At 62.8% G+C, this 13,072-nt stretch carries 11 protein-coding genes; 7 read left to right on the top strand and 4 right to left on the bottom strand.

Annotated features, from left to right (window positions below):
- Window positions 1-102: 102 nt before the first annotated feature.
- The 4 genes from QZ571_RS13120 (at window position 103) to QZ571_RS13105 (ending at window position 4,850) form a co-directional block, all read left to right on the top strand.
- Window positions 103-534 (top strand): tripartite tricarboxylate transporter TctB family protein, encoded by a 432-nt coding sequence (locus QZ571_RS13120; protein ID WP_295535585.1) that lies wholly within the window; start codon window positions 103-105, stop codon window positions 532-534.
- Between the two features lie 12 nt (window positions 535-546).
- The gene (locus tag QZ571_RS13115) at window positions 547-2,085 is read left to right on the top strand and encodes a tripartite tricarboxylate transporter permease (RefSeq protein WP_295535584.1); all 1,539 of its coding nucleotides are present in this window, start codon (window positions 547-549) and stop codon (window positions 2,083-2,085) included.
- A 166-nt stretch (window positions 2,086-2,251) separates the two neighbouring features.
- Window positions 2,252-4,573, top strand: a complete 2,322-nt coding sequence (locus QZ571_RS13110; protein ID WP_295535582.1) for a Tex family protein — start codon at window positions 2,252-2,254, stop codon at window positions 4,571-4,573.
- Window positions 4,574-4,604: 31 nt separating this feature from the next.
- Window positions 4,605-4,850: a hypothetical protein gene (locus tag QZ571_RS13105; RefSeq protein WP_295535579.1), complete on the top strand. Its 246-nt coding sequence runs from the start codon at window positions 4,605-4,607 to the stop codon at window positions 4,848-4,850.
- 603 nt (window positions 4,851-5,453) lie between these two features.
- On the opposite strand, the gene QZ571_RS13095 is transcribed toward QZ571_RS13105, so the two are convergent.
- Entirely contained in the window at window positions 5,454-5,918 is a 465-nt protein-coding gene (locus QZ571_RS13095; RefSeq protein ID WP_295535573.1) for a hypothetical protein, read from the bottom strand.
- Here QZ571_RS13095 and QZ571_RS13090 point away from each other — a divergent pair.
- On the top strand, window positions 5,899-6,141 hold the full coding sequence (locus QZ571_RS13090) for a hypothetical protein (RefSeq protein ID WP_295535571.1): 243 nt from the start codon (window positions 5,899-5,901) through the stop codon (window positions 6,139-6,141). The genes QZ571_RS13095 and QZ571_RS13090 overlap by 20 nt on opposite strands.
- A 63-nt stretch (window positions 6,142-6,204) precedes the next feature.
- Here QZ571_RS13090 and QZ571_RS13085 read toward each other — a convergent pair whose 3' ends face one another.
- The 3 genes from QZ571_RS13085 to mprF are packed head-to-tail and all read right to left on the bottom strand — an operon-like array spanning window position 6,205 to window position 10,113.
- On the bottom strand, window positions 6,205-7,050 hold the full coding sequence (locus QZ571_RS13085) for a fumarylacetoacetate hydrolase family protein (RefSeq protein ID WP_295535569.1): 846 nt from the start codon (window positions 7,048-7,050) through the stop codon (window positions 6,205-6,207).
- A gap of 58 nt (window positions 7,051-7,108) precedes the next feature.
- A complete protein-coding gene (locus QZ571_RS13080) occupies window positions 7,109-7,432 on the bottom strand; it encodes a DUF202 domain-containing protein (RefSeq protein WP_295535565.1) in 324 nt (107 codons plus the stop codon).
- Entirely contained in the window at window positions 7,432-10,113 is a 2,682-nt protein-coding gene (gene mprF, locus QZ571_RS13075; RefSeq protein ID WP_295535562.1) for a bifunctional lysylphosphatidylglycerol flippase/synthetase MprF, read from the bottom strand. Before mprF ends, QZ571_RS13080 begins: the two co-directional genes overlap by 1 nt.
- A gap of 717 nt (window positions 10,114-10,830) precedes the next feature.
- On the opposite strand from mprF, the gene QZ571_RS13070 reads away from it, so the two are divergent.
- Window positions 10,831-12,405, top strand: coding sequence for a cbb3-type cytochrome c oxidase subunit I (locus QZ571_RS13070; protein ID WP_295535560.1), 1,575 nt, complete (start codon window positions 10,831-10,833; stop codon window positions 12,403-12,405).
- Window positions 12,402-13,055: a cbb3-type cytochrome c oxidase subunit II gene (locus tag QZ571_RS13065; protein WP_295535558.1), complete on the top strand. Its 654-nt coding sequence runs from the start codon at window positions 12,402-12,404 to the stop codon at window positions 13,053-13,055. Before QZ571_RS13070 ends, QZ571_RS13065 begins: the two co-directional genes overlap by 4 nt.
- Window positions 13,056-13,072: the final 17 nt, after the last annotated feature.

Genomic DNA, 13,072 nt, shown 5'->3' with positions numbered 1-13,072 from the left:
CACAGATCTTCTGGGGCGGCGAAAATTTTACCGCCCCAGAGCATCGTTTTGCGCGCTGGATTACCAGCGCGCCGCCTCACTTTGACACCATTGGAGGGTTTTATGAGCGACCGGTTTTTCGGCGCCTTTGGCTTGGCTTTGGCCATCTTTTACGCCTACGCCGCCAGTCAAATTCAGGAAAGCTTCCTGAGCGATACCGTTGGCCCCAAGGCATTTCCCTATATCGTTGCCGCGATCTTTGGCGGGGCCTCGGCCTATATTGAGCAGCGCCCTGATCACGAACCGGTCTGGCCGCCCCTGGGTCGTCTGGTTGAAATCGGCGCGGCTGTGATCGTGCTGATGCTCTATGCCCAAGTCCTGCCCGAGATCGGTTTCGTGTTCGCCACCGCCTTTGCCGCCGCCTATCTGAGCTGGCGTCTGGGGTCGGGGCTGCTGTCTTCGGTCATCGCGGGCGTCTCGATTTCGGTCGGGATTTATATCGTCTTTCACCTGATCCTCGGGCTGTCGCTGGCCCGTGGCCCGTTCGACTTCTGAAGGGAACGCGCGATGGATACCCTTGCTCAACTTGCCCACGGATTTGATGTTGCTATGACGTGGCAAAATATCGGCCTGGCGCTGATTGGCTGCCTGCTGGGCACGATCATGGGCGCGCTGCCCGGTCTTGGCCCCTCTAATGGCGTCGCGATTCTGATCCCGCTGGCCTTCACGCTGGGTCTTGGCCCGACGCCCTCGATGATCTTGCTGACGAGCGTTTATTACGGCGCGATGTATGGCGGGCGGATCAGTTCGATCCTACTCAATATTCCCGGCGACGAGCCTGCGATGATGACCTGTCTTGATGGCTATCCGATGGCGCAAAAAGGCATGGCCGGCGAGGCGCTGTCGATTTCGGGGATCGCCTCTTTCGTGGGCGCGTTTCTGGCGACTTGGGGGCTGATCCTGCTCGCCCCGCAGCTGGTCAAGATCGCGCTGCTGTTCGGTCCGGCTGAGTATTTCGCACTGTTCGCGCTGGCCTTCATGACGCTGGGCGGGGTGAGTTCGTCCAATCAGGCCAAAGCCGCGTTCGCCGCCGCTTTGGGGCTAGGTCTGGCGATGATCGGGGTGGATACGCAGACCGGCGTGCCGCGCATGACCTTTGGCGAGGTGCATCTATACGACGGGATCGATTTCCTTGTCGCGATTGTCGGGCTGTTTGCGCTGTCCGAGGTCTTCGTCTTTCTCGAACACCGCCACGGCGAATCCGATGCGGCGGGGCGCAAGGTCGAGATTGGGCGCATCACCCCGCCTTGGGCGATGGTGAAAAGCTGCTTCCCGACGATGCTGCGCGCCTCGGGGCTTGGCTTTCTGGCCGGCGTCTTGCCGGGCGCTGGCGCCTCGCTGGGATCGTTTATTTCCTACTCGATGGAAAAGCGGCTGGTGGATCGCGAAGGCACATTCGGCACGGGCGATCCACGCGGTGTGGCCGCGCCTGAGGCGGGCAATAACGCGGCTGCTGGCGGCGCGCTGGTGCCGATGCTGGCCCTTGGCGTGCCGGGATCGGGCACCACAGCGGTGCTGCTGGCAGTGCTGCTGAGCCTCAACATCACGCCGGGGCCGCTGCTGTTCACGCAAAACCCCGATGTGGTCTGGGGGCTGATCGCGGCGCTGTTCATCGCCAACTTCATGCTGCTGTTGCTCAACATTCCGATGGTCGGGGTGTTCACCCGCCTGCTGCTGATCCCGCCGCGGATCTTGATGCCGATCGTTGCGATGGTCAGTTTCGTCGGGATTTACGGCATCTCGGGGTCGAGCTTTGATCTGATGGTGATGATCGGCTTTGGCGTGGTCGGCTGGGTGTTGCGCAAGTTCGACGTGCCGCTGGTGCCGGTGATCCTCGGGATCCTGCTGGGCAACCCGATGGAAAGCAATCTGCGCCGCGCGGTGCAGATATCCAACGGCGATTGGTGGGTGCTGGTGGGCAGCCCGCTGGCGATCGGGCTGTGGATCATCGCAATCCTTGGCTTCCTCGCGCCGATCTTCTTTGGCCGAATCCTGCGTGATCGCATGAAAGCGCGCAGCGACGAAGAAGGCAGCCTGCGCGATTAAGACAATGCGGGCCGCGCGGACATGCGCGGCCCGTGTTTCGGATTGAGCACCGCGCTCTCCTCCTGCCCCACGAATGAGCAGCTTTTTGACCGGACGCGACTGCGGGGCTTGGCGGCCCCGGTTTGCGGCGCTATCACGGCCCTTCGATAATCGCAGGGAGCCCCAAATGACCGCCGTCACAGACCGCATCGCCCGCACCATCGCCAGTGACATTGGCGCCCGCCCCGAGCAGGTCACCGCGACGGTCGCGTTGCTGGATGGCGGCGACACCGTGCCCTTCGTGGCGCGCTATCGCAAAGAGGCGACCGGCGGCTTGGACGACACGCAACTGCGCCAATTGGCCGAGCGGCTGGACTATCTGCGCGAGTTGGAAAAGCGCCGCGCCAGCATCCTTGGCGAGATCACCTCGCAGGGCAAGCTGACCGACGATCTGGCGCGCGCGATTGCGCAGGCGGACACCAAGGCGGTGCTTGAGGATCTGTATCTGCCCTTCAAACCCAAGCGGCGCACCAAGGCGATGATCGCACGCGAAAACGGGCTCGAGCCGCTGCTGCGCGCTATTCTGGCGGATCGGCACGCCGAGCCAAAACTGCTGGCAAGCGGCTATCTGAGCGAGGCAGTCGCCACTGAAAAAGACGCGTTGAACGGCGCGCGCGACATTCTGGTCGAAGAGCTTGGCGAAAACGCCAAACTGCTTGGCCGTTTGCGCCAGGTCTTGCAGCAAGACGCGCTGATCACCGCCCGCGTCATCAAGGGCAAGGAAGAGGCCGGCGCGAAATTCTCGGATTATTTCGATCATAGCGAGAAATGGGCCACGATCCCTTCGCATCGCGCGCTTGCCATCCTGCGCGCCTCGAAAGAGGAAATCGTGAGCGTCGATATCGGCCCCGATCCCGAAACCTGCCTGCCCCGCATCCTTGATATCATCGCCGCCGAGATCGGCATTCCCGGTCAGGCCCCCGGCGATCTCTGGCTGCGCGACGCCGCGACTTGGGCGTGGAAGGTCAAGCTCAGCCTGTCGATGTTCATCGAGCTGATGGCCGATCTGCGCAAGCGCGCCCATGACGCGGCGATCGACGTTTTCGCGCGCAACCTGCGTGATCTGCTGCTGGCTGCACCTGCGGGCGCGCGCGCGACGCTGGGCCTTGATCCGGGCATCCGCACGGGCTGCAAGATTGCGGTGGTCGATGAGACAGGCAAGCTGCTCGAAACCGCCACGATCTACCCGTTCCAACCGCGCAACGATCTGCGCGGATCGGAAGAGACGCTGAAACACCTGATCGCCAAGCATGGCGTGGCGCTGATCGCGATTGGCAATGGCACGGCAAGCCGCGAATCCGAGCGTTTGGTGGGTGAAGTGCTTAAACACCTGCCCGCCGGGGTGACGCGCCCGACGCCAGTGATCGTGTCCGAGGCCGGAGCGTCGGTCTATTCGGCCTCCGAACTCGCTTCGCAGGAATTTCCTGATATCGACGTGTCGCTACGCGGGGCGGTGTCGATTGCGCGCCGCCTGCAAGACCCGCTGGCAGAGCTGGTCAAGATCGAACCCCAAGCCATCGGGGTCGGGCAGTATCAGCATGACGTCGATCAGCGCCGCCTGGAACAATCGCTCGCCGCTGTGGTCGAGGATGCGGTGAACGCGGTGGGCGTCGATCTCAACATGGCCTCCGCGCCGCTGCTGTCCCATATCGCAGGTCTCGGGCCATCGCTGGCGCAAGCTATCGTGGCCCATCGCGACGCCAACGGGGCGTTTGCCAGCCGCAAGGCGCTGCTCAAGGTGGCGGGTCTCGGGCCCAAAGCGTTCCAGCAATGCGCCGGTTTCCTGCGCATCAATGACGGGAGCGAGCCGCTTGATGCCTCCTCTGTCCACCCCGAGGCTTACGGTGTGGCACGCAAGATCGTGCAGGCCTGCGGGCGCGACATTCGCGCGATTATGGGCGATGAAGCCGCGCTGTCGGGCTTGCGCGCCGAGCAGTTCGTCGATGACACCTTCGGCCTGCCCACCGTGCGCGACATCCTGAGCGAGCTGGAGAAACCGGGCCGTGATCCACGCCCAAGCTTTAAGACCGCCACCTTCGCCGAAGGCATCGACGCGATCACCGATCTCAAGCCCGGCATGTCGCTGGAAGGCACCGTGACCAATGTCGCGGCCTTCGGGGCTTTCGTCGATATCGGCGTGCATCAGGATGGCCTGGTGCATGTCAGCCAGCTTGCGGATCGTTTCGTCAAAGACCCCCATGAGGTGGTCAAGGCGGGCGATGTGGTGCGCGTGCGCGTCACCGAGGTCGATGTGGCGCGCAAGCGGATCGGTCTGAGCATGCGCAAGGACGGGGGCGCTGCGCCGGCCTCGGATACGCCGAAAACGGCCAAACCCAAACACACGCCGCGATCCGCGCCCGCCCCAAAAGCGCCCCCCGCCAGTCAGGGCGCATTCGGCTCCGCCCTTGCCGAGGCGTTAAAGCAGTCGCCCAAAACCCCGCGCGGTTGAACACCCCGCGCGCGCCCCTAAATCCAATCGCATGATTGGGATCGGCTATCACAAACGGCTGCGCAATTGGCGCGATGCGGCGATCCGGCGCGCCAAATACCGCCCGGTCTATGCCCATGCGCTTGTGACGGCGCATATGGGGGGCCATCTGATTGCCGACGATCACCCCGGATGGGCGCGTATTGAAGGCGCAATTGCGCGTGCCCGCGCGGGCGAGCCTGACGCCATCGACTCGATCGAACGCGAGATGCTGCGCATGCGCGACAAGCACGTCTAACGCAGAGACGCGCGCCACGAAGTCATCGCGACTGAGCCTTGAGGCGCGATCCTGCGCATCCGTTCCAACAGGTGCAAGACGCCGCTCCTCACGCCGTTGGAGAGCTTCAAACATGCCGGTTTTGCCCACCTTTATGCGCCCTCGCCCTGCCCTCACCGCAAGGGCGCCTGTCGCGGTTGTTCGTGTTCGGCCAGATTGCCGGGGGTGTGGCGGCAGGGGCCCAGGGCGAAGGCGCGCGCAGGCTGGCACGGGGCGAGTTCATTTCATGCCGCCCCAGCAATTCAGCCGCATCCTGATCGCGTAACGGGGACCCAACTGGCGCAAGCGCCTCACGACATTCGAGCCCCGCCTGATCGCGGCGACATCGATTGCGCAGGTGCATCGCGCGACGCTGCCCTCGGGGCTGCGCGAGATCGGCTTTGTCTCGGGCACGCAAACTGGCATCGCCCCCCCCAACTGCGCCAGCCGCGCCTGTGGAACATCGCTGAGCCCATCGTCAAACAGGCGTAGCGTATCGCTCACTGTGTCACGCAGCCCGCCAAAAGCCGCGCATTCACATCGCCCGCATGCCCGCCGCAGGCCCTGCATTGCTACGCGCTGGAATCAAGGCAGAATGCGGCCTGAACAGCGGGCGTTTTCGCAGCGGGGGCGGGGTGAACCCGCGCCAGGCGCGCGCTCTACGGCGCGCTCTGCGGCCTCTTGCTGCGCCAGATCAATCCGAAGATCGAGTCCCGGCTCAAGCGGCGCGGTATGGCGTTGCAGCAACGCGGCCTCCCATACCAGCGCGAACACCAGCATCTCAAAGGCGACCGGGTCGCGCGTATCCTTGGGAAGCCGCACGACAAAGCCGCAAAACCCCGCCAGCCCATGCCGCCCCGGCGACAAATCGCGCAGCGCAAACGCGCGCCACGAGTCATAGGGCGAACCGCCCGCCGAGGGCCAGAGCGCCTGCCCCGTATCAAAATGCCCACCATGCCCAAAGGCCGATCCGCTCTGCAATGAGATCGGGCCAATCGATACCGGTCTGGCAAAAGCCAGATCCTCGGGTGTGATCCGGACCTGCGCCACCCATTTGCGCCTGCTGGCGCGCGAGGATGCGGGGCTTGCGATCACGCCCGCGGGCGTGCTGGCCGATGAGTTACGCGAGGGGCTGCTGGCCTCGGCCCCGTTTGATCTCGAGATCGTCGAGGCGCCTTATGCCGTCACCTTGCAGCGGCGGTTTCCCAATGGCGTCATCAACGAATTGCTCGGGCACGCGCATTCACTGCACGCTCCTGCGCCGCTGGTTTGAGCCATGAAAACGGGGCGCAGGATCCTCCCGCGCCCCATATCGGACTAATCTGCGCCACCCAGATCAGGTATCGGCGACAACCTCGGCGCGCTGCTGGCCAAGGCCTTCGATTTCCAGCTCGACAATATCGCCGGGGCGCAGGTAGCGCGGGGTGGGCATGCCCATCGCGACGCCGGGCGGAGTGCCGGTTGAAATCACATCGCCCGGATGCAGCGTCATGAATTGCGACAGATAGCTCACCAGCTTGGCCACGCCAAACACCATTGTCGCGGTGGAGCCGTCCTGCATCACCGCGCCATTGACGCTCAGTTTCATCGACAGGTTTTGCGGATCGGCCACCTGATCGCGCGTCACAAGCCACGGCCCGAGCGGGCCAAAGCTGTCGCAGCTTTTGCCTTTGGTCCATTGCCCGGCGCGGTCTTTTTGATAGCTGCGCTCAGAGACATCATTGGCCAGCACGAAACCTGCGACATAATCGAGCGCGTCCGCCTCGCTGACATATTTCGCCGCCGTACCAATGACGATGCCCAGCTCGATTTCCCAATCCAGCGTTTCAGCGCCGCGCGGAATCACGATCGGGTCGTTGGGGCCTTGGATCGCAGAGGTCGCTTTCATGAAAATCAGCGGCTCGTCAGGCACTTTCGACCCCGACTCGGCGGCGTGATCGGCATAGTTCAACCCGATGCAGATCATCTTGCCTGTGCCCGCAATCGGCGTGCCCAGACGCGTGCCTTTGGCCACCTCCGGCAGCGAGCTCGGATCAAGGGCGGCAATCGCGGCAAGCCCGTCATCTGACAGCACCGCGCCACCGATATCGGCCACCTGTCCCGACAGGTCGCGCATCACGCCCTGATCATCCAGCAGTCCCGGTTTTTCCGCCCCTTTCGGGCCAAAACGTAGCAGTTTCATCGCCTATCCTCCCTGATTTCGCGCCATAAATGCAGCGTCGCCGGGCAAGTTCAAGACCTCAAGCGACATGGGCAATGAATATCCCTGTGAGCACCACAATCGCGATCAACAACGCCACGAGCACCACATCGGGCCAATTCCGGCTCAGCCCGTCCAGCTCGGCCTCGGCATCAATGCGTCGGCGCAAAAGATGCATCCGCAAAAAAGCGAGCACCACCACCAAGCCCCCCGAACCGATCATCGCGACATCCGACCAACCGGGCATCTGCGCCCCGGTCAGCTTTGACGCGGTCAGGCCGACCCCCACGATGGCGATAGCGGTGCGCAACCACGCCAGAAAGGTGCGCTCATTGGCGGCGTGGTCCTTGAAATTGGGGATCATCAGCCCTTCTCCTTGCCCTCGCGGCGCACCAATCCGCGCACGCCCCCTGAAATCAGCACATTGACCTCATATAGCACGCGCGGAACGGCCAGCCCGCCGGGGCTCGCCAAATAATGCGGGGACCAGACCGGGTCCCATTTTTCCTTGAAACTGCGCAACCCCTCAAATCTGTAAAGCCGCTCGCCATGTTCATACAGAAACCCGCCCAGCCGGTTCCAGACCGAGGCAAGGCGGTGACGCTCGATCCCCGAAAACGGCGCATTGCCAAGGCGGAACCATTTGAACCCGTTGGCCTGCGCCCACAGGATCAACTCGGTGAACAACTGGTTCATGCCATCGCCCGGACAGCCCGCATCATAGCGCATCAAGTCGATGCACAGCTCGCGCCCATGGCCCATCAAAAGGTTGGCAAAAGCCACGATCTTGCCGTCTGGGTCTCGCAAGACGGCGCAGTCGAAATTGACGATGTAGTCATCGGTGAACGCGCCCAGCGCAAAGCTTTTCTCTTCGCCCTGCTTTTGCGCCAGCCACGCATCGGAGATGGCGCGCAGCGCGTCGAGATGCGCGGGCACCTGCGCGGCGGGAATGATCTCAAACGTGAATCCGTCGCGCCGGCCTTTGCTCAGCGCGTAGCGGAAGTTTTTCTTCTTCGGGCCGTCCAGCGTGAAGGTCTCAAGGTCGATGCGCGCGGTCTCACCGATTTTCACAATTGACAGGCCCATATCGAGGAAAGTGGGCAAAAAGCGCGGCGAGACACCATAAAACGCGCAAAGCCGCCCGCTGCGATCGGCCTTTTCGCGCAAGGCCCAGATTAGCGAAATCGCGGCCTCCTCCTCGCCCACGGGATCAGAACGCGCAATCAGCGCCCGCCCGGTATCGGCATAGGCGATAAAGGCGCGGTTCTCGGGATCGAGCAGCACCTCTTTGTCGCCCATCAGGGTCAATTGCGCCTCGGCATCATCTGATTGCGCCAGAATATCGCGCACCGCTTGGGGGATTTGCTGGCGCATGCGCAGGCGTTTGCGCGCACTCAGGATCGAGCCCAGCGCGATGATCGCCAGCGCCACCGAGGCCCCCACCGTCGCGCGCAAGAACCGCGAGGCATCGCTTTTCCATGCGAATTGCCACCATAATGCGTCGCGATATTCGACATGTTTATAGGCGAAAAACCCGATCCATGTGATCGCTGCGACCAACGCTGTGACGGACACGAACCACCGCAGATCGAGGCGAAAGATCGACGCGTCCTGCACCCGGTAAAAGGCTTGGCGAAACAGGATCAGCAGCGCGCCCGAAATCGCCATCGTCAGTGCCTGCCCCCATTCCAGCCCCTTCACCAGCGAGGTCACCATGCCAACGCCCAGCAAGATCAGCGCCATCACCCAAGCGCGCGTCAGCCGTTGAAACAGCCCGCGCGCCAGCACGATCAGCATCACCCCCGTCACACTTGCGGTGAGATGCGAGAATTCGACCACCGGCAGCGGCAAGACATCGCGCAACAATTCAAGGCGCGAATGCTCGGCCGGAACCGAGCCCGACAGCATCAACAAAACGCCCGACACCAGTGCCACGCCCGCCGCCAAAGGCGGGATCAACGGCCCCATGATCGCAAGCGCCAGATCGGCGGCGTGATCAAGGCGATGGCGCTGCGCCCACAGCCACCCCGCCGCCAGCCCCAGCGTAGCGATTGCAAACGGATAAAGCGTGTACACCACGCGATAAAGCACCAATGCCGCCAGCAAATCAGGGCGCGCGCCAGCCCCGAGGCCCGCGATCACCGTCGCCTCGAACACGCCCAAACCGCCGGGCGAATGGCTGGCAATGCCAAGGCCAATCGCGGCCATGAAGATCACGAAGAAATAGGCGAAATTGCCCCCCAGATCGGGCGGCAGCAGCACCCAGAGCGTAAGTGAGGCAAACAGCAGATCGGCCATACCCGCCAGCATCAACAGGCTGGCCGTCGAGGCGCGCGGCAGATCCGCCTCGATCCCGCGCCAACGCACATGGCGCGCGCGCCGCCCCAAGAACACCATCACCGCGCCTAGCCCCGCAATCAGCGCAACGCCGTTGGCAGCCTCAAGCCCCGGCGCAATCGGCAGCACCGCCGAGAGGCCCTTGGGATGAAACATCATCAACAGGCCCAGCAGCGCGACAAGCCCGGTCCAAAACCCGCTCCATGAAGTGCCAAGCGCGAGGGCTGCGCGATGAAACGGCACGCCCGCGGCAACATAGGTGCGCAGCCGCACTGCCCCGCCCGTCAGATAAGACACGCCCAGCAAGTTCGAGATTGCATAGCCCGCTCCGCCCACCAGATAGGCCACGCGCGCCGCCACGATGCCCGGCGCAACCGCGCCCAGCGAAATCACATCGTAAAAGGCAATCGCAAGATAGCTGAGCGTGGTCGCGCCCAGAGCAAGCAGCAGCGCCTTGGGACTGGCCGCGGAAATATCGGCCACGACGCGTTTCGGGCTGACATCGCCCGCCAGCCTGTGCAGCACGAAAATCGCCACACCCAGCACCAGCAACGGCAAACCCAGCTTGATAAGCGGATGTTCGGCCCAGCGCTGAAGTCGGGCAAAGGGGGCTGTTTGGGCCACATCCGGGTGCGCATCGGCGCGCAGATCGGCGGCGGGATCGGCGTTGCGGGCCTTGGTCGGGTTTGCCTCGGGTTTTTGCGTCATCGCCCTATCCTTACTCACACGGGCCTCACTCACACGGGCCTTACTCACACGGGCCTCACTCACACGCTCAGGCCGTCCCTGTCACAAGCTAAAAATACGCCTTTGCGATGGCGTTTTACGCCTCCTTTGGCAAGAGCCTTCGTGCAATCTCGAACAGTGTTGATCACCACAGAATCAGCCCTGTCGGGATGGTACAAAATGACCGGGACCAAAGCGGCGCCGCGTCCCCGAGCGCGCGTCAGGAGGGTGTCATTTGACACGCCCTCAAGCCAGATCACGCGGTATGTGAGGCCAATATCACGCAGATGTGGCGTATTTGTAATCGTTCCAGCAGCCTACAGAGTGTCAAAACCGTCGACCGTGAGCCAATAAAACAAGGCGTATCGAAAGCTGCAGGCATCTCCCGTTTTTCGCCCCGCTCGCGCCGCGATCAACACCTATCATGATTGCGTGAGGTGGAGTGGTCGCGGCGCTGTGAGCACACCACCATAGCGCAGATTGAGACGCGGCCCGCCGCCGCGCCTTTGTGATCGGATCTCATCGCGCGGGGCAGTCTGCCCAATATGTGCAAAAATATGAATATAATGAATCCGATCACGCGGGCGTGATGTCTCAAAAACAATAACCGCTAACCGGGCAAGGGAGGCACGAGCAATGACGCATCATTTCGTTTTCGACCTTCCGCACCCGGGCCCTGTCTGACACCGGAGCCAGCCTATGCAAATCACCCCCACGCTCGGCCTGTTGCTTACCCTAAGCTTTGTCGTCTCGCTTCTGGCGTTGTCGGCATTGATCTGGGCGATCGCAAACAAACAGGTTCACGCGCCTGACCAAGACGATGCCCGCTCGATTTTTCAGCCCGGTGAAGGGGCCGAGATCGCCCCCCCCACCCAACCCCACCATTTCGATACCGAGCGCAGCGGCATCGACAAATCATCCTCGGGGCCAGTGATGTGGCTAATCGGGATGGGGGTATTTTGGCTGATCTACGGCTCGATTCACGGGCTTGCGGCGTCGCTGGAACTGAACCTGCCCGATTTGATGAGCGGCTCGGCGCAGATGACCTTTGGGCGGATGCGCACCGTGCATCTCAACTCGGTGATCTTTGGCTGGTCGAGCCAAGCCGGGCTGGCCGCGATCTTCTGGATCATCCCGCGGATCTTTCACACGCCGCTGCGGCTGGGCTGGATGGTCAAGCTGGGCACGCTGATCTGGAACCTCGCGCTGGTTGCCGGGGTGGCAGCGATTGCCAATGGTTGGACCGACGGGCTGGAATGGCTGGAAATCCCGTGGCAGATCGACATTGCGTTGGCCATTGGCGCGGCCTGTTTCGTAGCCCCCCTGATCGCGACGACGCGCGCACGTACGGTGCATCACATCTACGTCTCGGGCTGGTATTTCCTGGCCGCCGTGCTGTGGTTTCCCGTGCTATTCGTCATCGCCAATATCCCCGGCCTGCATTGGGGGGTGGAGCAAGCCACGATGAACTGGTGGTTTGCCCATAACGTGTTGGGCCTGTGGCTGACGCCGCTGGGCGTAGGCACGGCCTATTACTTCATCCCGAAAATCATCGGCAAACCGATCTATTCCTACGCGGTGTCGCTGGTGGGGTTCTGGGCCTTGGCGCTGTTTTACAGCCAGGTCGGCATTCACCACCTGATCGGCGGGCCGGTGCCGACATGGCTGGTAACGCTGTCGATCGTGCATTCGATCATGATGTTCGTGCCCGTCATCGCGGTGGCGATCAACCAGCACGTGACGGTGGCGCGCAATATGTGGGCGCTCAAGGCGTCGATGCCGCTGCGCTTCATCTGGTTTGGCGCGCTGAGCTACACCATCGCCTCGTTCCAGGGCTCGATTGAGGCGCTACGCTCGGTCAACACGATCACCCATTTCACGCAATACACGATCGGGCACGCGCATTTGGGGGCCTATGCCTTTGTCAGCCTCGTGCTGTTCGGGGCGATCTATCAGATCGTGCCACGCGCGACGGGCAAATACTTTCCCTTCCCGCGCCTGATCGGATGGCATTTCTGGCTGGTGGTAGTGGGGTTCGCGATCTACTTCTTCTCGCTGACCATCGGCGGCGTGCTGCAAGGTCTGGCGATGATGGATGCGACGCGCCCCTTTGCTGATAGCGTGACGCTGCTCAAACCCTATCTCGAAGGACGCTCGCTGGGCGGAGGGCTGATGACGCTTGGCCATATCCTGCTGGCGGTGAACCTGATCGCCCTCGCCTTCACCAAGCGCACGCGTGACCTTGAAACCGAAACCATGGTGGCTGCCCAATGAACCGCTATCTTCCTCTGGCGATTGTATCGCTGGCCATTTTGGCCTTTGCCACTCTGTTGCTGGTGATCGTGCCGGGCATGCAGATTGCCGCCGACGGGGTGGCCCCCGGGCTCAAACCCTACACCGCGGCCGAGGCGCGCGGGCGCGCGGTTTATGTCTCGATGGGCTGCCTTTACTGTCACAGCCAGCAGCCCCGCGATGAGGCGCAGGCCCCCGATGGCGAACGCGGTTGGGGTCGGGCCTCGGTTGCGGGCGATTACGCCTATGACGCGCCCCATCAGCTGGGCACGATGCGCACCGGACCCGATCTGATGAATATCGGGGATCGCCTGCCCTCGCAGGATTGGCAGTTGACCCATCTCTATCAGCCGCGCGCAATTTCGAACTGGTCGATCATGCCCGCCTATCCGTTCCTGTTCACCCATAAGGACAAGGCAGGCCCTACGGATGTGGTGGTCAAACTGCCCCCCGCCTACGCGCCCAAAACCGGGGTGATCGTGGCCAATCAGGATGCGCTTGATCTGGTGAGCTACCTGCAAGGCATGAAGCATGATTATGCCCCGCCCGGCGATGGGCTGCGCGACAATGGCTATGCCCAGATCGACGCCCGGCAAATGCCGCAAACCGATGCCGCCAAGGCTGCGCAGTGAGCCAAGGGAGACGAGTG

This window comes from uncultured Thioclava sp. (assembly GCF_913064665.1).
Lineage (GTDB): Bacteria > Pseudomonadota > Alphaproteobacteria > Rhodobacterales > Rhodobacteraceae > Thioclava > Thioclava arctica.
Note: the sequence above shows the minus strand (reverse complement) of the source record. Positions and strands in the feature narration are given on the sequence as shown.